This window comes from Streptomyces spiroverticillatus (assembly GCA_014650415.1).
Taxonomy (GTDB): domain Bacteria; phylum Actinomycetota; class Actinomycetes; order Streptomycetales; family Streptomycetaceae; genus Streptomyces; species Streptomyces spiroverticillatus.
On the sequence record BMUX01000002.1, the window covers coordinates 754,820 to 773,965 of the forward strand.

18 protein-coding genes are annotated in these 19,146 nt (G+C 68.8%); 5 read left to right on the forward strand and 13 right to left on the reverse strand.

Annotation, left to right across the window (positions count from 1 at the left end):
- Positions 1 to 49: 49 nt before the first annotated feature.
- The 11 genes from wsfD to IE269_RS07745 form a co-directional block, all read right to left on the reverse strand.
- Complete coding sequence (gene wsfD, locus IE269_RS07695; protein ID WP_189821971.1) at positions 50 to 1,738, reverse strand: glycan biosynthesis hexose transferase WsfD; 1,689 nt, start codon at positions 1,736 to 1,738, stop codon at positions 50 to 52.
- Positions 1,735 to 2,661, reverse strand: coding sequence for a septum formation family protein (locus tag IE269_RS07700; protein WP_189821972.1), 927 nt, complete (start codon positions 2,659 to 2,661; stop codon positions 1,735 to 1,737). Before IE269_RS07700 ends, wsfD begins: the two co-directional genes overlap by 4 nt.
- Positions 2,658 to 4,016, reverse strand: coding sequence for a glycosyltransferase family 2 protein (locus IE269_RS07705; protein WP_189821973.1), 1,359 nt, complete (start codon positions 4,014 to 4,016; stop codon positions 2,658 to 2,660). Before IE269_RS07705 ends, IE269_RS07700 begins: the two co-directional genes overlap by 4 nt.
- Position 4,017: 1 nt before the next feature.
- A complete protein-coding gene (locus IE269_RS07710) occupies positions 4,018 to 4,170 on the reverse strand; it encodes a hypothetical protein (RefSeq protein ID WP_189821974.1) in 153 nt (50 codons plus the stop codon).
- A 39-nt stretch (positions 4,171 to 4,209) separates the two neighbouring features.
- Complete coding sequence (locus tag IE269_RS07715) at positions 4,210 to 4,815, reverse strand: archaeosortase/exosortase family protein (RefSeq protein ID WP_189821975.1); 606 nt, start codon at positions 4,813 to 4,815, stop codon at positions 4,210 to 4,212.
- Positions 4,816 to 5,111: 296 nt separating this feature from the next.
- Entirely contained in the window at positions 5,112 to 5,867 is a 756-nt protein-coding gene (locus tag IE269_RS07720; RefSeq protein ID WP_189821976.1) for a TerD family protein, read from the reverse strand.
- A 153-nt stretch (positions 5,868 to 6,020) separates the two neighbouring features.
- Complete coding sequence (locus tag IE269_RS07725) at positions 6,021 to 7,166, reverse strand: DUF475 domain-containing protein (protein ID WP_189821977.1); 1,146 nt, start codon at positions 7,164 to 7,166, stop codon at positions 6,021 to 6,023.
- A 48-nt stretch (positions 7,167 to 7,214) separates the two neighbouring features.
- Complete coding sequence (locus IE269_RS07730) at positions 7,215 to 7,790, reverse strand: TerD family protein (RefSeq protein WP_189821978.1); 576 nt, start codon at positions 7,788 to 7,790, stop codon at positions 7,215 to 7,217.
- Between the two features lie 101 nt (positions 7,791 to 7,891).
- Positions 7,892 to 8,467: a TerD family protein gene (locus tag IE269_RS07735; RefSeq protein ID WP_189821979.1), complete on the reverse strand. Its 576-nt coding sequence runs from the start codon at positions 8,465 to 8,467 to the stop codon at positions 7,892 to 7,894.
- Positions 8,468 to 8,651: 184 nt separating this feature from the next.
- Entirely contained in the window at positions 8,652 to 9,110 is a 459-nt protein-coding gene (locus IE269_RS07740; RefSeq protein WP_189821980.1) for a peroxiredoxin, read from the reverse strand.
- A gap of 148 nt (positions 9,111 to 9,258) precedes the next feature.
- A complete protein-coding gene (locus IE269_RS07745; RefSeq protein ID WP_189821981.1) occupies positions 9,259 to 9,699 on the reverse strand; it encodes a DUF3052 domain-containing protein in 441 nt (146 codons plus the stop codon).
- A 471-nt stretch (positions 9,700 to 10,170) separates the two neighbouring features.
- On the opposite strand from IE269_RS07745, the gene aceE reads away from it, so the two are divergent.
- Positions 10,171 to 12,903: a pyruvate dehydrogenase (acetyl-transferring), homodimeric type gene (aceE, locus tag IE269_RS07750; protein ID WP_189821982.1), complete on the forward strand. Its 2,733-nt coding sequence runs from the start codon at positions 10,171 to 10,173 to the stop codon at positions 12,901 to 12,903.
- 75 nt (positions 12,904 to 12,978) lie between these two features.
- Positions 12,979 to 13,773 (forward strand): potassium channel family protein, encoded by a 795-nt coding sequence (locus IE269_RS07755; RefSeq protein WP_438817639.1) that lies wholly within the window; start codon positions 12,979 to 12,981, stop codon positions 13,771 to 13,773.
- On the opposite strand, the gene IE269_RS07760 is transcribed toward IE269_RS07755, so the two are convergent.
- On the reverse strand, positions 13,754 to 14,131 hold the full coding sequence (locus tag IE269_RS07760) for a peptidase inhibitor family I36 protein (RefSeq protein WP_189821984.1): 378 nt from the start codon (positions 14,129 to 14,131) through the stop codon (positions 13,754 to 13,756). The genes IE269_RS07755 and IE269_RS07760 overlap by 20 nt on opposite strands.
- A gap of 210 nt (positions 14,132 to 14,341) precedes the next feature.
- Positions 14,342 to 15,952, reverse strand: coding sequence for an MFS transporter (locus tag IE269_RS07765; protein WP_189821985.1), 1,611 nt, complete (start codon positions 15,950 to 15,952; stop codon positions 14,342 to 14,344).
- Positions 15,953 to 16,071: 119 nt separating this feature from the next.
- On the opposite strand from IE269_RS07765, the gene IE269_RS07770 reads away from it, so the two are divergent.
- The 3 genes from IE269_RS07770 (at position 16,072) to IE269_RS07780 (ending at position 19,121) form a co-directional block, all read left to right on the forward strand.
- Entirely contained in the window at positions 16,072 to 16,719 is a 648-nt protein-coding gene (locus IE269_RS07770; protein ID WP_189821986.1) for a TetR family transcriptional regulator, read from the forward strand.
- Between the two features lie 182 nt (positions 16,720 to 16,901).
- The gene (locus IE269_RS07775; RefSeq protein WP_189821987.1) at positions 16,902 to 18,128 is read left to right on the forward strand and encodes an alpha/beta hydrolase; all 1,227 of its coding nucleotides are present in this window, start codon (positions 16,902 to 16,904) and stop codon (positions 18,126 to 18,128) included.
- 84 nt (positions 18,129 to 18,212) lie between these two features.
- Entirely contained in the window at positions 18,213 to 19,121 is a 909-nt protein-coding gene (locus IE269_RS07780) for a DUF4429 domain-containing protein (protein ID WP_189821988.1), read from the forward strand.
- Positions 19,122 to 19,146 lie beyond the last annotated feature (25 nt).

The following is a 19,146-nucleotide window of genomic DNA, read 5'->3' on the forward strand; positions in this document are numbered from 1 at the left end:
TGGGGGTGCGGGGGAGAAACCGGCATGCTCTGCTCCGGAGCCCTTGCTGTCATGCGCCGGAGCCGGTGCCGGTGCCCTCCTTCGCGGGAGAGGGAAGTTGCGGTCGAGCACCGGACTTCGCGGGTACGGTTCCGGGCTGGCCCGGCACCCCCGCGAGTCCGGACACCGGCCTGGACGCCTGTTCCAGCGCGACCAGGGCGGCGAGCAGGAGACCCAGCAGCAGCGCGGTGCCGTACCAGGTGAAGAACATGTGCTTGTCCAGGTCGTTGGAGCCGTCGCTGAACATCACGGCCCAGAACTGGGCGAGGGTGGCCACCGACATCCCGGCGAGGATCACGCCGGTTCCGCGCAGCCCCGGGCTGAGCCGGCGGCGGGTGGCGATCCACAGGCCGAGCCCGATGGAGCCGAACCACAGCAGCGGGAAGACGACCCAGCGCACCGGCTTGACCAGGTGGAAGGCGCCGGAGATCAGGCAGACCCGGCAGTCCTTGGCGTAGGGGGCGTTGCCCGTGTTCTCGGCGTAGTTGCCGAGGTAGCTCGCCCGGCCGTTGACCATGCCGACCATGCCGCGGTCCGCCATGCCGATCAGGCGCTCGGGGTGGCGGGCGTAGAAGGACATCAGCAGCGGGGTGTTGACCTGGTCGTAGAAGAGGCGGTAGTCCTCGCTCCAGGTGAGGCCGGTGCCGTTGAGCCGGGTGCCGGTGTGCTCCACGAACCGCGGCGGCAGGCCGAGTTCGACCAGGTCCTCCTTAGGCGTGGGGCTGTTCGGCAGCAGTTCCACGAAGACCTGGTGGTAGTTGTACATCTCCTGGAACCAGATCGGCTTCGAGGCCTGGTACGCGCCCGTGGTGAGCGCCAGCACGGCCGCCAGCGCCAGCGCGGGCAGCCGCACCAGCAGACCGCGCGCGGTGCCCCGCAGCAGTCCGCCGCCCGCGGGGGCCCAGACCTTCTTCTGCCAGGGCAGCTTCACCGGGCGCAGCAGCAGCACCGGCAGCACCGCGAGCACCACGGTCGCCGTCTGGGTCTTCGCCAGGACCGTGAAGACCGTGACGCCGGTCAGGACCAACAGGTCCGCCCAGTGCGCCTGTTGGCGGCGTACGACGCGGAACATCATCGCCAGGACGAAGACCATGCCGACGATCGCGGCGGACTCGTTCAGCGGCGAGATGAAATACAGCGCCACCGTCGAGTCGAGGGTGGCCGCGGCCAGCAGCCCCGTCACCAGGGCGCGCATCCACGTCTTCAGCGGCAGCGACACGAACAGCAGGGCGGTCGCCGCGCCGAACAGCAGCGCGCAGATCACCCCGAGGACCCTGAGGTCCAGGGCGCCCGCGTAGCCGAAGAGCGGGGTGACGGCCTTGGCGGCCTCCAGCAGGTAGCGGGCGGTGGAGGAGTAGACCTCGCCGCCCGAGCCGCAGGTCTCGCCGTACCACTTGTGGTCGTCGTAGCGGGTGGTGATGAACTCGAAGGCACGGCGGGAGTCCGCGTTGTGCACGATGACGTCGAGCTGGCAGGTCAGCCGGTGGCCGTCGTAGTTGTCGGCCATGCCGACGGTGCCGCCGAGGAAGAGCCGGGCGAGCATCGCCGCGGCCGCCAGAACGCCCACGATCAGCGCGGTGCGCCGGATGCGGGAGGTGGTGCTCACCGTCGGCCGGTAGACGGCGGCGTGCCGCTCCTCGGACGTGGCGTCGTCGGCGTCCTGGGAGACTTTCGATCCTTCGGGAATCACAGAGGTCATGACGATCCGCCTGTCGTGGTGCGGTCCTTCGTGCGGTCCTTCTTCGCCGCGCCGTCGGGGGCGGCCTTCGCCGAGTCCTTCGGGGCGTAGAGGGAACCGGTCCTGAGCTCGCTCTTGTCGGCCTGGCCGACCCAGCAGTGCACGGGCTGCTCGGAGTGCGCGATCTCCGGATCGGGCAGGAGCGCGTACCGGGCGGGCAGTTCACGGCCGCCCATGTAGGCCCGTACCGTCTTGGCGCACCGCTCCTTGGGGCTGATCAGCCCCTTCGTCGGCGGGTTGAACCCGGCCGACTCGGCCTGGTGCGGCTTGTCACAGCCCACGTTGCGCAGGTCCTTGCCGACGGTGGTGCGGCAGAGCCGGAAGCGGGTGCCCGACGTGCTGCGGAGGATGTCCTTGAAGGGGCGGCTGAGCATGAAGCTCTGGAACTCCTTGCCCTTCTCGTGCTCCATCACCGCGTCGCAGCGCACCGTGCGCACGCCCTCGCTCCACTCCTTGCGGGTGGGTCCGAAGGCGGTGACGTGAATGCCGTAGAACGGCTGGTCGATGCGGGCCCCGAGGTGGTCGGCCAGCTCCTTGACCGGGCACAGCGGGCCCATCGAGGTCGCCATCAGGAAGGGGCTGGGCCGGTCCTTGTAGGCGGCGACCGGGCCCCGGAGGGTCTTGATCGAGAGCGTCTCGGTGTTGTGCGGGGTGTTGCAGCCGACCGAGGGCGCGCTCTCCGAAACGACTTCGAGTCCTGCGTCGAAGGCGGAAGTCAGCCGGTGGCAGGTGCCGTCGCGCCAGTCGGTGGCGAGCGGCCCCTGTCCGACGGTGAACGCGGGGGTGCAACTCGTGGCGCCCAGGAGGGCTGCGACCGCCAGCGCGGCGCGCAGGGCGGTGAGCCCTGCGCGCCGGTGGCGCCGCTTCGGCAGCGTCAGGGTCACCGGGGCCCCGTTCCGCCCGCTCCACCGAAGGTCTCGGCGTTGCGGAGGGTCTTGGGCCACTCGTGCCGGCCGCCCAGGAGGCGGAAGAGGGCACGCCAGGCGATCACGTAGATCAGGAAGTTGTACGCGATGAGGCCCAGGCCCCAGCCGAGCGCGCGCGGCATGCTGATCGCGGTCTCGGAGTATCGGCGGTAGAGGTAGCCCCAGATGACGAACTCGCCGAGGCCGATGGCCGCGTAGAAGGCGAACATCAGGGCGCCGCCGAACAGCAGGTACTGGCCGACGAAGTCGTTGTAGAGGCTGTTGTTCTGGATGAAGACCAGGACCGGGATCGGGAAGACGATCGAGCCGACGATCTGCATCCACGGCTGGAAGAGGTAGTAGGTGACCTCGACCAGGCCGGAGTTGGAGAAGTTGCGGCTGGCCCAGACGTTGCGCAGGTAGGGCAGGCACTGCATGGAGCCCTGGGCCCACCGGGTGCGCTGCGCGAGCAGCAGCGACATCTCGTACAGGCCCTCCTGCTCGACCCAGGAGTCGACGGTGTACGCGTTGCGCCAGCCGGCGAGCATCAGGCGCAGGCCCAGCTCGTAGTCCTCCAGGAGCGCCTGGCCCCAGGGCTCGCCCTGCTCGCCCGCGATGGAGGACAGGGCGGAGAGGCGCACCAGCTGGCCGTTGCCGCCGACGTTGATGGTGCCGGTGCGGCCGCGCAGCATCTGCATGGCGGAGATGGGGCCGCGGAACTCGATGTCCTGGAGGCGCACCAGCGTGCGGGCGTACCAGTTGGCGAACCGGCTGCCCTCCTTGAGGGGCTGGTGCACGTCCCGGTTGATCATGCGGACCTCGACCTGGACGGCCGCGATGCCCTCGTCGCCGAAGAGCTTCTCGCCCGCGCAGACCTCAAGGAGGTTCGCGGAGGGCACTCCGTCGGCGTCGACGACGATCATGACGTGGCGGTCCTGCTCGTCGGCGGGGATGCCCGCCGCGATCTGCTTGTACGCGTGGTTGAGCGCGTCGCCCTTGCCGGTGCGGGCCAGCGGCAGGACGCGACTGAGCAGCTTGACGCGCTCGTTGCTCCGGGAGCGCTCGGTGGCAATGGCGGCGGTGGCGTCCTCGGACGCGTCGTCGACGACCCAGACCTGGGCGGTGGGGAAGGTACCGGTCAGGTAGTCCAGGGTGTCGCCGAGCACCGCCTGCTCATTGAGTGCGGGGATGACGAAGTGCCAGGTGAAGCCGGAGGGGTCGGCCGGTTCGTGGCGCAGGTAGCGCACGTATCGCTCGACCAGCATGGTGACGTAGATCAGGAAGATGACGGCCAGCAGCAGTGAGAGCGCGATGGAGATCGGCAGCAGGGTCATGTCACTGCTCCCTGGCCGCGCGGCGGCGGATCATCGCCCAGCGGACGAGGAGGATTCCGACGGCGATGGTGACCGCCGCGATGGCGACCTTGACGCCGAAGGAGAGCACTCCGGTCATCGCCAGGCCGCCCGGCTTCTTGGGGATTTGGTACATGTCGTTTCCTTGGACCTCTTCGAGTGCCGAGTGCCGCGATTACCGGTGCGAGACGGATTCCCAGCGACCTTTTCGCCCGTTCTGATCGGCGAAGAGAATGCGCATGTAGAGGAAGTACGCGACGACGATGCCGACGAGCACGACGAGCGAACCCACGACGGTGTGGCCCCAGCCGAATCCGGCGAGGACTCCCCAGTTGCCGACGAATTGGGCGATGATGAGCAGCCGCATACAGTTCGTAATAAATACGATTGCAATGGCGACACTGGTCGCCAGGAGGACTTTCCCGACGTTTCCGCGGCCGCGCAGGCACAGTGCGGAAGAAAGCAGCACGGGGAAGATGAGAATGCTGGTGCTGCAACCGTAGGAAATACGGAGACCCATGACGGACTCGCCGAGCTGGAAGTAGAAGTCCGGGCGGTTCGGGTCGAGGTGCACCCAGGCGCCGAGGAGTTCCTGGACCAGGAAGCCGCCGATGTGGGCCTCGTAGCGGCGGTAGTACGCCTCCCCGAGCACGGCGGCGAAGGCGCAGACCACCATGGCCACGGCCAGGGCAGACCTGAGCCGCTGGGCGCCGGGCGGCTCGGGCTTGGTTTCGTGCGCACTGCGCGGTCTCGGTGGTGCTGGTGGGGCTGCGGCTGACACGCCGTGTTCCGTCCTTCCATCGCCGCTCCCGGCCCGGCGCACAAGGCGCACAAGGACCCGGAATACGGCCGGAGAACGGGATACCGACGACCCCGCCGGAATTCCCCGGCCACTGACTTTCCGTGCCAGAGATTAATTGACCGGCTAAAAGCTGGTCAGTTTTCTTCAGCCCGGCACGCCAGTGGTTTTCTTAGCCACTCGAACAGTGCAGCGGAAATGCAGTAACGGAGGTTTAAATATGCTCAACGCCGCCCACGAGTGGGCGGCGTTGACGTCTCGCGGTGCTCTGGCGGGGTTCAGGCCTTCGTCTTGTACCCGCGTCCCCACTGGAGGCCCCACCCGTAGAGGCGGTCCAGTTCGGCCTGGAATCCGTAGACGAATTTCACCTCGCGGCGCACGGTCAGCCCCTCCTTGCCGTTCTCGATGGTGAACACGGCGCACGAGCGGGCCTGCGGGGCGCGCTCGTCGAGGGCGATCTCGATGCGGGGGCCGTTGCTGGGGTAGAGCGTGACGATCGCGTGGGTGCGGTCGAAGGCGGGGGTCTGGTCGTAGATGTAGACGAAGACCAGCAGCCGCTTGATCTCCTCGCGGTGGTCGAGGTTGATGAAGATGGTCTCGCCGGAGGGGGCGCCGAACCGGTCGTCGCCGCTGAGCTTGACGTACGGGGGTCCGTTCATGTCGCCGAAGAAGCCGCCGAGGGGCTGTACGACGCCCTTGCTGCCGTCTTTGAGCTCGTAGAGGCAGCCGAGGTCCAGGTCGACGTTGACGACGCCCTGGGTGTGCGCCTGGACGGTCTCGGGCTGGAAGAACTTCAGGGGGCGGCTCAGGAAGTTCCCGTCGTGCTTCTGCCGGCCGCCGATGTCGGAGGTGCGCATCCGCCAGGAGAGGTTGACGCGCAGGCTGCCGGTGTCGGCGCCCTGTTTGCCGAGCGAGACCGTGGGGTGCCGTTTGGTCAGCTCGATGGAGTTGGTCGCGGCGCTGCCGGAGTCGAACTGTGCCGAACTCCCCCGCCAGCCGCCGAGGCTGTCACGAATGCTGTCCCAGAAGGCCATCGGCCCCCACCCCACCTCTGTCGCTCCCCGCCCTTGCCGGACACGCCCAACGGGGCGGCCACGGGGGCGATGTCGCCCTGCGGCCGCCCCGTTGGGAGCGTTCCTCAATCTTCTCCGGGTCACACCCGCGCGCGGGCGGGACCTCGCAACGGGTCAGACCCCGGAGGAGACTTCCTTCTTAAAATCCGCTCCGCCCGCCGCTTCCTCGGCCGCGATCCGCTTGTTGCGGCGTACCGAGGACCAGAAGGACCAGGCGATCAGGATGACGCCCACGGAGCCGGTGATGACCTCGTGGATCTCGTACTGAATGGTGACGAGCAGGATCACGGCGAGAGCACCGATCGCGTAGTGCGCGCCGTGCTCCAGGTAGACGTAGTCGTCCAGGGTTCCCTGGCGGACCAGGTAGACCGTCAGCGAACGTACGTACATCGCGCCGATGCCCAGGCCCAGCGCCATCAGGACGATGTCGTTGGTGACGGCGAAGGCGCCGATGACGCCGTCGAAGGAGAACGACGCGTCCAGGACCTCCAGGTAGAGGAACATGAAGAACGCCGCCTTGCCGGCCAGCGCCATGCCGGTGTTCTTCTTGCCCGTGCGCTTGGCCTCTTCCTCGGCCTCGTGCTCGCGCTCCTCGTCCTCCTCCAGCTTGTTCTCGAAGAAGCCGGAGAGACCGCCGACGATCAGGTACGTGATCAGACCGGCGATGCCGGAGATCAGTACCGTCTCGGCCTTGTTGACGTGCGTGCCGCCGTGCTGGTGGGCGTTGACCGCGAAGGTCATCGACGTGACCAGCAGGACGATCAGCGCGATGCAGACCGACAGCATGTCGACCTTGCCGAGCTTCGCGAGCGGACGCTCCAGCCAGGCGAGCCACTTGATGTCCCGGTCCTCGAAGATGAAGTCCAGGAAGATCATCAGCAGGAACATGCCACCGAAGGCGGCGATCGACGGGTGGGCGTCGGTCACCAGCTGCTTGTACATGTCCTTGTCGGTCATCGCCAGGTCGACGGCCTCGATCGGCCCGATCTTGGCGCTGATGGCCACGATGACGACGGGGAAGACCAGACGCATGCCGAACACGGCGATGAGCACACCGACGGTGAGGAAGATCTTCTGCCAGAAGGCATTCATCTTCTTCAGGATTCCGGCGTTGACCACCGCGTTGTCGAAGGACAGCGAGATCTCCAGGATGGACAGGATCGCCACGATCCCGAAGCCGGTCCACCCCCCGTAGAGAATCGCCGCGACCAGGCCGAGCGCGGTCACCGCGAACGACCAGCCGAAGGTTTTCAGGACCACTGCCTACCCCATCGTTGAGTACGACTCTCCCCCGCAGAGAGCGGGGCTTTACGAAACGTTGACCCCGAAGTCTAGAGCGATGCCCCGCAGACCGGATGCGTACCCCTGCCCAACGGCGCGGAACTTCCATTCTCCGCCGTATCGGTAAACCTCGCCAAAGATCATGGCGGTCTCGCTGGAGGCGTCCTCGCTGAGGTCGTAGCGGGCCAGTTCCTGGCCGTCGGCCTGGTTCACCACGCGAATGAAGGCGTTGCTGACCTGGCCGAAGGTCTGACCGCGGTTGTCGGCGTCGTGGATCGACACCGGGAAGACGATCTTGTCGACCCCTGCCGGCACCCGGGTCAGGTCGATGATCAGCGACTCGTCGTCGCCGTCGCCCTCGCCGGTGAGGTTGTCACCCGTGTGCTCCACGGAACCATCGGGGCTGGTGAGGTTGTTGTAGAAGACGAAGTACTCGTCGCCGAGCACCCGGCCGTCCTTGCACAGCAGCGCGCTGGCGTCCAGGTCGAAGTCGGCGCCGGTGGTGGAACGTGCGTCCCAGCCGAGTCCGACCAGCACCTTGGTGAGGTTCGGAGCGGCCTTGGAGAGGGAGACATTGCCTCCCTTGGCGAGCGTGACGCCCATGATCTTTTCTTCCTCCCCGCGGTAACGGAACTACGGCTCTGCGCGTCCGGCGCCGCACTGGTCGAGTGCGGCGCCGGACGCGAAGAGTGCTGCTGGTCGGCTCAGACGTTGACGCCGAAGTCCTGCGCGATGCCGCGCAGACCCGAGGCGTAGCCCTGGCCGATGGCGCGGAACTTCCACTCGGCGCCGTTGCGGTAGAGCTCGCCGAAGACCATGGCGGTCTCGGTCGAGGCGTCCTCGCTCAGGTCGTAGCGGGCCAGCTCGCTGCCGTCGGCGGCGTTCACGACGCGGATGTACGCGTTGCGGACCTGGCCGAAGCTCTGCTGACGGGACTCGGCCTCGTAGATCGAGACCGGGAAGACGATCTTCGCGACGTCGGCCGGGACACCGGCCAGGTTCACGTTGATGACCTCGTCGTCGCCGTCGCCCTCACCGGTGAGGTTGTCACCGGTGTGCTCGACGGAGCCGTCGGGGCTCTTCAGGTTGTTGAAGAAGACGAAGTTCGAGTCGTTGGTGACCTTGCCCGCGTCGTTCGTCAGCAGCGCGCTGGCGTCGAGGTCGAAGTCACCGCCGGTGGTGGTGCGCGCGTCCCAGCCCAGACCGACGATGACGGCGGTCAGGTTCGGGGCGGCCTTGGTCAGCGAGACGTTTCCGCCCTTGCTGAGGCTGACTCCCACGAGTCCTCCAAAGTGTGTCGAGGGGCTCAGGAGAGGCCCTGCCCCCGTAGTGCATGGCATACGGATCAACGTGTTGATCCTAGTGACCGGTTCCCGGCACGGCAGGACTTAAGTCCCGAATTCCTGTGGTCCCGCAGATTGCCGGAACCGGGAAATTCCCCGGGACCCAAGGCTGGCGCGCGGATCAGAGCGTGTCGAGGGCCTTGACGTACTCGTTCAGGTCACGAGCGTCGGGGAGGCCGTTGACGACGGTCCAGCGGACCGTGCCCTCCTTGTCGATGACGAAGGTGCCGCGCACCGCGCAGCCCTTCTCCTCGTCGAAGACGCCGTAGGCGCGCGAGACGTTGCCGTGCGGCCAAAAGTCGGACAGCAGCGGGTACTCCAGGCCCTCCTGCTCGGCGAAGACGCGCAGGCTGTGGATGGAGTCGTTGGAGACCGCCAGGAGCTGCACGTCGTCGTTCTGGAACTTCGGCAGCTCGTCGCGCAGGGCGCACAGCTCGCCGGTGCAGACGCCGGTGAAGGCGAAGGGGTAGAAGAGCAGCACGACGTTCTTCTCGCCCTTGAAGTCGGACAGGCGCACGGTGCGGCCGTGGTTGTCCTTGAGCTCGAAGTCCGGGGCTGCGGTGCCCGCCTCGATCGCCATGAGGATGCGCTTCCCTTCGTTGGGCCGAATCGGTGACTGTCCCGGCCGGGGTCCGCGCCGGGTCAATGTGCTGCCAGCGTACGCAAAGGACCCCCGCCGACCTGCGTCGACGGGGGTCCTTCGGTGCTGCATGAGGTGTTTCCGGCCGTTACCGCTTGCCGGACTTCGCCGCCTTCGGCGAGACCAGACGGCTGCCCGTCCAGTCCTTGCCCGCGTTGATGCTCTTGGTCTGGGACAGACCGGCGGTCTGTGCGGCTTCGTTGATGTCGCTCGGTTCGACATAGCCGTCACGGCCGGTCTTCGGAGTCATCAGCCAGACGGTGCCACCGTCGTCGACGAGCTGCGTGGCGTCCACCAACGCGTCCGTCAGGTCGCCGTCCTCGTCCCTGAACCACAGGACGACGGCGTCAGCCACGTCGTCGTAGTCCTCGTCGACGAGTTCGCCGCCGATGATCTCCTCGATGGCTTCGCGGAGCTCCTGATCGACATCGTCGTCGAAGCCGATCTCCTGGACCACCTGCTCGGGCTGGAAACCCAGCCTCGCGGCAGGGTTGGTCCGCTCCTCCGCGTGGTCCGCGGTCGCGCTCACGGATTGCCTCCTGATCTTTTTTCGGGAAGTGCTTTTTCAGCGATGCATTCGGTGCCGCGCGCGTGCGCGGCATTGGCCGTAGTCCACACGGGCGGGACCGATCGCGCAAGTACCCGGCCGCCGGGACCGCCGAAACGGTGACGGATGGGGCGGCCCCGCCGCAACTCCTGGCGGCTCCGCAAGCCCGTGCAGTGATTCATCCCACACCATTAGGAACGCTTTGGCACATTCTGCGGCTTCGGTGCGCCAATCGGGGGCGAACTGTCTTACGAAACACTTGAACGCGTTGGGCGTAAGGTTGCGATTTGACCGATGCCGCATTCGGGCGTCGGCCGGGCGGTCGGTCCCAGCCTGCGGACACCCTCGGTTACCACTCGGTAGAGATGACGTTTGCCTCCCCTGGGTACACGATGGTTGCGGCGCGACAGCCCTTTGCGCACCAGGTCTTTTCCCTACCAGTGAAGGAACAGCGTGGCTTCCGGAACCGATCGCAACCCGATCATCATTGGTGGCCTGCCGAGCCAGGTCCCGGATTTCGATCCCGAGGAGACCCAGGAATGGCTCGACTCGCTTGACGCGGCCGTCGACGAGCGGGGCCGCGAGCGCGCCCGCTACCTGATGCTCCGCCTGATCGAGCGTGCCCGCGAGAAGCGCGTGGCCGTGCCCGAGATGCGCAGCACGGACTACGTCAACACGATCGCCACCAAGGACGAGCCGTTCTTCCCCGGCGACGAGGAGATCGAGCGCAAGGTCCTCAACGCGACCCGCTGGAACGCGGCCGTGATGGTCTCCCGGGCCCAGCGTCCGGGCATCGGCGTCGGCGGCCACATCGCCACCTTCGCCTCCTCCGCCTCGCTGTACGACGTGGGCTTCAACCACTTCTTCCGGGGCAAGGACGAGGGCGACGGCGGCGACCAGATCTTCTTCCAGGGGCACGCCTCGCCGGGCATCTACGCCCGCGCGTTCCTCCTGGACCGGCTGACCGAGACGCAGCTCGACGCGTTCCGCCAGGAGAAGTCGAAGTTCCCCAACGGCCTGTCCTCGTACCCCCACCCGCGCCTGATGCCGGACTTCTGGGAGTTCCCGACCGTCTCGATGGGCCTCGGCCCCCTCGGCGCGATCTACCAGGCCCGGATGAACCGCTACATGGAGGCGCGCGGCATCGCCGACACCTCCAAGTCGCACGTCTGGGCCTACCTCGGCGACGGCGAGATGGACGAGCCCGAGTCGCTGGGCCAGCTGTCCATCGCCGCCCGTGAGGGCCTGGACAACCTGACCTTCGTCGTCAACTGCAACCTCCAGCGCCTCGACGGCCCCGTCCGCGGCAACGGCAAGGTCATCCAGGAGCTGGAGTCGCAGTTCCGGGGCGCCGGCTGGAACGTCATCAAGCTGGTCTGGGACAGGAGCTGGGACCCGCTGCTGGCGCAGGACCGCACGGGCATCCTGGTCAACAAGCTCAACACCACGCCGGACGGCCAGTTCCAGACGTACGCCACCGAGACCGGCGCGTACATCCGCGAGCACTTCTTCGGCGACGACCAGCGGCTGCGCGACATGGTCAAGGACATGTCGGACGAGCAGATCCTGCACCTGGGACGCGGCGGCCACGACCACAAGAAGGTCTACGCGGCCTACGCGGCGGCCAAGGCCCACAAGGGCCAGCCGACGGTCATCCTGGCGCAGACGGTCAAGGGCTGGACGCTGGGGCCGAACTTCGAGGGCCGCAACGCGACCCACCAGATGAAGAAGCTGACCGCGGACGACCTCAAGCGCTTCCGCGACCGGCTGCACATCCCGATCGCGGACAAGGAGCTGGAGGGCGGCGCCCCGCCGTACTACCACCCGGGCCGCGACTCGGAAGAGATCCAGTACATGCACGACCGCCGCAAGTCGCTCGGCGGGTACGTGCCCTCGCGCGTGGTGCGGGCCAAGCCCCTTCCGCTGCCCGAGGACAAGACGTACGCGGCTGCGAAGAAGGGTTCCGGCCAGCAGTCGATCGCCACGACCATGGCGTTCGTGCGTGTGCTGAAGGACCTCATGCGGGACAAGGAGATCGGCAAGCGGTTCGTGCTGATCGCGCCCGACGAGTACCGCACCTTCGGCATGGACGCGTTCTTCCCGAGTGCGAAGATCTACAACCCGCTGGGTCAGCAGTACGAGGCCGTGGACCGTGATCTGCTCCTCGCGTACAAGGAGTCGCCGACCGGTCAGATGCTGCACGACGGCATCTCCGAGGCGGGCTGCACCGCCTCGCTGATCGCCGCGGGTTCGGCCTACGCCACGCACGGCGAGCCGCTGATCCCGGTGTACGTCTTCTACTCGATGTTCGGTTTCCAGCGCACCGGTGACCAGTTCTGGCAGATGGCCGATCAGCTGTCGCGCGGTTTCGTACTGGGCGCGACCGCCGGTCGTACGACGCTGACCGGTGAGGGCCTCCAGCACGCGGACGGCCACTCGCAGCTGCTGGCCTCCACCAACCCGGGCTGTGTGTCGTACGACCCGGCCTTCGGGTACGAGATCGCGCACATCGTGCAGGACGGTCTGAAGAGGATGTACGGCGAGAACGCCGAGGACGTCTTCTACTACCTGACCGTCTACAACGAGCCGATCCAGCACCCGGCCGAGCCCGAGAATGTGGACGCCGACGGCATCCTCAAGGGCATCTACCGCTTCAAGACCGGCGAGAAGGGCCAGATCCCGGCCCAGATCATGGCGTCCGGTGTCGCGGTGCCGTGGGCGGTCGAGGCGCAGCAGATCCTCGCGGACGAGTGGAACGTGCGTGCCGACGTCTGGTCCGCCACGTCCTGGAACGAGCTGCGCCGCGAGGCCGTGGAGTGCGAGGAGCACAACCTCCTGCACCCCGAGGAAGAGATCCGCGTGCCGTACGTGACGCGGAAGCTGGAGAGCGCCGAGGGACCGTTCGTGGCGGTTTCCGACTGGATGCGTTCGGTTCCGGACCAGATCTCGCGCTGGGTGCCGGGGCAGTACACCTCGCTCGGTGCGGACGGCTTCGGCTTCGCCGACACCCGTGGTGCGGCCCGTCGCTTCTTCCACATCGACGCCCAGTCGATCGTCCTGGCGACGCTCTCCGAGCTGGCCAAGCAGGGCAAGATCGACCGCAGCGCGCTGAAGCAGGCGGTGGACCGCTACCAGCTGCTCGACGTGACGGCGGCCGACCCGGGCGCCGCGGGCGGCGACGCGTAAGCCACCCGGTAGTGCCGTGAAGGCGGTGGGAGCCCTCGGGTTCCCACCGCCTTCCCGCGTCTTACGATGCCGGGCATGAAGCAGCAGACAGCCCAGGTCCGGTGGGAGCGGCGCACCCAGACGCCGCTGCTGGTCCTGGCGCTCGCCTTCGGCGTCGCGTACGCCGTCCCGATCGTGGCCCCGGACGCCCCGAGCGAGGTGCACCGGGCGTGCCTGTGGGTGGAGTGGGTGGTGTGGGGCGCGTTCGCGCTGGACTATCTGGTGCGGCTGGTGCTGGCCCCCGCGAAGTGGCTGTTCGTCCGCAGCCATCCGCTGGACCTGCTCGCGGTGCTGCTGCCGCTGGCGAGGCCCCTGCGGCTCCTGCGGCTGGTGTCGACGCTGCTGCTGGTGGGGCGGCGGGCGCGGATGTCGCCGCAGATAACGCTCACCGCTTACGTCGGCGGGTCGGTGGTGGGCCTTTTGATGTTCGGCTCGCTGGCGGTCCTGGAGGTCGAGCGGGGCGCGCCCGGCGGGAACATCAAGACGCTGGGTGACGCCGTGTGGTGGTCCTTCACCACGATGACCACGGTCGGCTACGGCGACCACTCCCCCACCACCGGCCTCGGCAGGCTCATCGCGGTGGGCCTGATGCTGTCCGGGATCGCGCTGCTCGGTGTGGTGACGGCGAACATCGCGGCCTGGTTCATCTCCCGCTTCGAGCGGGACGACGCCGAGGAGCGCCGGCAGACGGCGCTCCTCGAAGCCCTGACGGCGGAGATCAAGGAGCTGCGGGCGGAGGTCGGGCGGCTGAGCACCCCCGAGGTCCTGAGCGCCCCCGAGGTCCGGGAGGTCCCCGCCCAGTCCCCCGGTCTCAGCGCTCCCAGATCTTGAACGCCCGCACCCGGTAGGGCGATTGCGGCACCCAGCTGCCCTTGCCGGGGTAGGTGTCGAACTCGCCGGTCTCGGCGCACTCCGCCGACTGGTAGGCGGTGACGGGTCGTCCGGTGCGGTTGGCGAGGGCCTGCGCGTCCGCGCCCGGGGGCAGGGCGACGCAGGCTTCGATGTCGGTGCCGGACAGCTCGTGGGCGTACCGCTTGCCCTTGAAGTCGGGCTTCTGCCACAGGCACAGCTCACCGGCGGCGCAGCTCCCGAGCTGGATGCCGGCGGGGGCGGCCGGGGCCGCCGCCGGGAACAGGGCAGTGGCGGCCAGTGCGGTGGTGGCCAGCGTGGTGGTGACGAGCAGCTTCATGAGGGTCCCCCCGGTTTCGTACGGTCGATGCTTCCCGTACGGTCCAAAGCTGTCCGCCCGGACCGTGTGCCAGCACTGTGACCTGCTGAAACAGGGGTACGGAAGGGGGCTTGCGGCGGATCACCCGGATAGGCGACAGCCCCGCCGGAACCGGTCCGGCGGGGCTGTGCGGGCGCGGAATTGACGCGTCCGAAGTGGTGCGGGGGCGGGTCAGATGTGGACGCCGCCGCCCGCCGCGTCCGCGTTCGCACCGCGCTTGGTGAGGAAGGCGACCAGCGCCGCGACGACGGCGACGCCGCCCGCGATGGTGAAGGCGAAGCCCATCCCCGACACGAACGTGTCATGGATGACGGTGGTGATGACCTTGAATCCCTCCGGCGTCATGCCCGGGGCCTTCGCGGCCTCGGCGGGCACCATGCCGAACTCGGCGGCCTGCTCCAGGCCCGCCGGGGGCGTGCCGGGCAGTCCGGCGTCCTTCCAGTTGCCGCCGAACTCGGCGCCGACCCGGGAGGACATCACCGCGCCGAGCACGGCCGTGCCCAGCGCGCCGCCGACCTGCATACCGGCCTGCTGGAGGCCGCCGGCCACACCGGAGAGCTCCAGCGGGGCGTTGCCGACGATGACCTCGGTGGCGCCGACCATGACGGGCGCGAGGCCGAGACCGAGCAGGCCGAACCAGAGCGACATGGTCAGCGTGCCCGTGCCGACGTCCAGTTGGGACATGCCGAACATGGCGACGGCGGTGCAGACCATGCCGCCGACCAGCGGCACGCGCGGGCCGAACTTGGTGATCAGCGCGCCCGCGAGCGGCGAGGCGACGATCATCATGCCGGTGAGCGGCAGCAGGTGCAGACCGCTGTCGACCGGGCTCAGACCGTGCACGCCCTGGAGGTAGAAGGTCACGAAGAAGAGGCCGCCCATGAAGGCGAACGCCATCAGCACCATGAGCACCACACCGGCCGACAGCGGCACGGAGCGGAACATGGCCAGCGGGATCAGCGGCTCCTTCGCCTTGGTCTCCCAGACGGCGAAGACGACGAAGAGGACGACCGAACCGCCCACGCACAGCCAGGTGTTGGCGCCGCCCCAGCCCCAGGACTCACCGGCCTTGATCAGGCCGTACACCAGCGAACCCATCGCAGCCGAGAGCAGCACGATGCCCGGGATGTCGAAGGAGCGCGGCGCGTTCTGAGCACGGTGGTCGCGCAGGACGACCAGGCCGAAGGCGAGGGCGAGGACGCCGACGGGCACGTTGATGAAGAAAACGGACTGCCAGGAGACGTGCTCGACGAGCAGACCGCCGACGATCGGGCCGCCCGCGGTGGAGGCGCCGATGACCATGCCCCAGATGCCGATCGCCATGTTCAGCTTCTCGGCGGGGAAGGTGGCGCGCAGCAGGCCGAGCGCGGCGGGCATCAGCAGCGCGCCGAACAGGCCCTGGAGCACGCGGAAGGCGATGACCAGGCCGATCTCCTTGGAGAAGCCGATCGCGGCGGAGGACGCGGCGAAGCCCGCGATGCCTATGAGGAAGGTCTGGCGGTGGCCGAAGCGGTCACCGAGCTTGCCCGCGGTGATCAGGGCGACCGCGAGGGCGAGCAGATAGCCGTTGGTGATCCACTGGACGTCGGCGAGCGAGGCGCCGAGGTCCTTCTGGATGGCGGGGTTGGCGATGGCGACGATGGTGCCGTCGAGGGCGACCATCATCACGCCGATCGCCACCGCGAAGAGCGTCAGCCACGGGTGGCCGCGAAGCCCCTTGGCCTTTTCCGGTACGGGGTCGGGGCCGGGCGGCACCTTGTCGAGCGTGGTCTGTGCAGTCATGCTTCCAGATTAGTGACAGCCACTGACAGTTGACGAACCAATTCACAAGCCGGTAACTGTCACGTAGCTCACAGGTAAGCTGAGCAGGCGAAATCGAAGGAAAGCAGGACCCAGGGACGATGGCGGAACAGCTGGCGGCGGCGCGAGCGACCGGACTGCGTGAGCGCAAGAAGCGCCGCACCCGTGACTCCCTGCTGCGCGTCGCACTGGAGCTGTTCACCACGCAGGGGTACGAGCGGACCACCGTCGACGAGATCGCGGAGGCCGTCGAGGTCTCCCAGCGGACCTTCTTCCGCTACTTCGCCTCCAAGGAGGACGTCGCCTTCACGGTGGTCTCCATGGTCGAGGCCCGCTTCCTGGACGCGGTCCGCGCGCGACCGGCCCACGAGAACCCGCTGACCGCACTGCGCAACGCGGTGACCTGGGCGTGGGAGTCGGTGGGCGAGGCGATCGAGGCGGTGGTCCCGATCGAGCTGCACATGCGGACGTACCAGATGATCGAGTCGACCCCGGCGCTGCTCGCGGTCCATCTGCGGCGCTCCACCGAACTGGAGGACGCGATCGCGGCGGTCATCGCCGAGCGGGAGGGCCTCGACGTGGACGAGGACCTGCGGCCCCGGATCGCGGTGGCCGCGTTCGGCGGGGTGATGCGGCTGACCGGGCGGATGTGGGGGCAGCGGGAGGACGCCAGCCTGGAGGCGATCCGGGAGATGACCGCGCGCTGCCTGGACCATCTGGAACCGGCGCTGGGCGGGGACTGGACCTGACCCGGGCGACCCCGCACCGGCCCCGCGGGCACGGAAATTGGCCGACAAGGGACGGTCGTGCCGAACCCGTACGGGTGACCTGAAGCCCCGGATACACACCCTGACCTGAGCGCCTTTATCGAAACGTGATCCGCATCACGGAATGGACACGGCGGCCGGGGATTCTCCTAGGGTGTCCCGCAGTGACTTCCCTAGACTCCTCCCCCACCCTGACCGCGTGGCGGGCGCTGCTCGCGCTGGCCGTGGTGTTCGTGATGCTCGCGATCACCGGCTGGACCGCCATCCACCACCAGCGCGACGCGAACGTGTCGCTCAAGGAGGCCTTCACCGCCTGGAGCCACGGCAGCTTCGACGGCCGCGGGCTGCCGGACCCGCAGGGCAGCCCCGGCACCGTCGAGCGCTTCTTCGGCGGGCTCACCCCCGACCGGCAGAGCGCGCTGGCCCGCAAGCACCCGCTGGTCGTCGGCAACCTCAACGGGGCCCCCGTCCCGCTGCGCTACGCCGCCAACCGGTACGCGCTCGCCACCGCCCGCGACACCGAGGCGCAGCGCATGCACGACAGCCGGCTGTCCCGCGCGGGCAAGGCGGACGCCGACCGGCGCATGCACCGCTTCGCGGCGCTGCTGCGCAACAAGCGGCAGGTCCTGGCGTTCGACCCGGACGGCGGCGGCCGGGTCGCGGAGGTCTTCGGGAACCTCCAGCGGGCCGAGCGGATCTCGGTGGTGGTGCCGGGCGTCGACACCAACGTGGTGAACTTCGAGCGGACCTTCCTGCGCTACTCCTCGCCCGTCGGCATGGCCACCTCGCTGTACGACGCGGAGCGCGCGGCCGACCCCGCCACCCGGACCGCCGTGATCGCCTGGGCCGACTACACCGCGCCCGCGGGACTCGGCATGGACGCCATGGTCGGCGCCCCCGCCGAGGCGGGCGCCCGGCGGCTGGTCGCGCTGGCCGGAGTGCTGCCGGGGCGGGCCCCGGTGGCGCTGTTCTGCCACAGCTACGGCTCGGTGGTGTGCGGGCTCGCCGCCCGTCGCCTGCCGGAGCGGGTCACCGACATAGCGGTCTCCGGCAGCCCGGGGATGCGGGTCGACAACGCCGCCGGGCTGGGGTCGCGGGCGCGGGTGTGGGCGATGCGGGACGCGGACGACTGGATCGCGGACGTGCCGCACCTGGAGTTCGGCGGGCTCGGCCACGGCAGCGACCCGGTGTCGCCCGAATTCGGGGCGCGGGTGCTGTCGGCGAAGACGGCGGTCGGTCACACCGGGTACTTCGTTCCGGGGACCGACAGCATCGGCAATTTCGCGCGGATCGGCGTCGGTGCGTACGCCGAACTGGACTGCGCGGACGGCGGGACGGCCTGCCGGGACGGGATCGCGAGCGGGCCCGACAGGTCCGGCAAGGAGGTCTGAGGTGTCCGACGCGCGTAGAAGGCCGGGAATCGGGCGGGTCGCCGAGGGGCGACGAGCGGGCGGACGCCGCATACGATGAGCCGCATGGGTGATGTGCTGGCCGGAATTCATGCCACCTGGGAGTTCGACAGCGACTCCGTGCTCATCCGCTTCGAACGGGGGATACGTACACCGAAGCTGCTCTCCGCGCTCGGTGAGCGGCGCATCCCGCACGAGGCGTTGGCCGAGGTGACGCTGACCCCGGGCAAACGCGGCACGGTGGTGCTGCACGCCGTGCCCAGACGTGGCGCGGATCCGCTGATGGACGCCGCCGCGGGGCAGCTCAAGGAGGGCTGCGACCCGTACCGGCTGGTGCTGCCGGCCGAGCGCGAGGTGCTCGCCGAGTACTACGCGGACGAGCTGCGGGCACAGGTGCGGGCGGCGGGCACGGGTGCGGGCTTCGCGCCGGACGAGCCGGCCGACCGGTTCCTGGTGGCGCCGCCGCAGGGGCCGCTGCAGTTCAAGGCGTACGACGGGAAGGCCGGGTTCGACGGGACGCAGGTGACGTTCCGTTGGTTCTGGACCGGGGCCTCCTCCGCCAAGTGGAAGGTGGGCGACCAGAGTTTCCCGGTGGCCTCCCTCGGCGGTGTCGAGTGGCGCTCCCCCGACTTCTTCGACGGGCACCTGCGGCTGCTGCGGCGCGAGGGGTCAGCCGAGGGCGGGACGGCGGCCGGGCCCGCGGACCAGGATCCGGCGGCGGTGGTGTTCGGGCTCGGGTACGGGCCGGTGCACGAGTCGCTGCCGTTCGCGGCGGCCGTTCTGGCCGCGGTTCGGAGCACGGTTCCGGCGGCCGCGGCCCTGGACCGGGTGCCGGTGGACGCGGTCGGTGCGGGGCGCAGGGACCCGGCGGACATCGCGGAACGGATCAGGCACCTGGGCGAGCTGCACCAGGCGGGGCTGGTCACGGACGAGGAATTCACCGCGAAGAAGGCGGAACTGCTGGAGCAGCTGTAGCAGCAGGGGCGGCGGGGCGGACTCG

Coding starts and splice junctions, on each gene's coding strand:
- IE269_RS07705 (WP_189821973.1), bottom strand. CDS start 4,016: ATGACCCTGCTGCCGATCTCCATCGCGCTCTCACTGCTGCTGGCCGTC.
- wsfD (WP_189821971.1), bottom strand. CDS start 1,738: ATGACCTCTGTGATTCCCGAAGGATCGAAAGTCTCCCAGGACGCCGAC.
- IE269_RS07720 (WP_189821976.1), bottom strand. CDS start 5,867: ATGGCCTTCTGGGACAGCATTCGTGACAGCCTCGGCGGCTGGCGGGGG.
- IE269_RS07780 (WP_189821988.1), top strand. CDS start 18,213: ATGGGTGATGTGCTGGCCGGAATTCATGCCACCTGGGAGTTCGACAGC.
- IE269_RS07710 (WP_189821974.1), bottom strand. CDS start 4,170: ATGTACCAAATCCCCAAGAAGCCGGGCGGCCTGGCGATGACCGGAGTG.
- IE269_RS07730 (WP_189821978.1), bottom strand. CDS start 7,790: ATGGGCGTCACGCTCGCCAAGGGAGGCAATGTCTCCCTCTCCAAGGCC.
- IE269_RS07765 (WP_189821985.1), bottom strand. CDS start 15,952: ATGACTGCACAGACCACGCTCGACAAGGTGCCGCCCGGCCCCGACCCC.
- IE269_RS07760 (WP_189821984.1), bottom strand. CDS start 14,131: ATGAAGCTGCTCGTCACCACCACGCTGGCCACCACCGCACTGGCCGCC.
- IE269_RS07755 (WP_438817639.1), top strand. CDS start 12,979: ATGAAGCAGCAGACAGCCCAGGTCCGGTGGGAGCGGCGCACCCAGACG.
- IE269_RS07770 (WP_189821986.1), top strand. CDS start 16,072: ATGGCGGAACAGCTGGCGGCGGCGCGAGCGACCGGACTGCGTGAGCGC.
- IE269_RS07740 (WP_189821980.1), bottom strand. CDS start 9,110: ATGGCGATCGAGGCGGGCACCGCAGCCCCGGACTTCGAGCTCAAGGAC.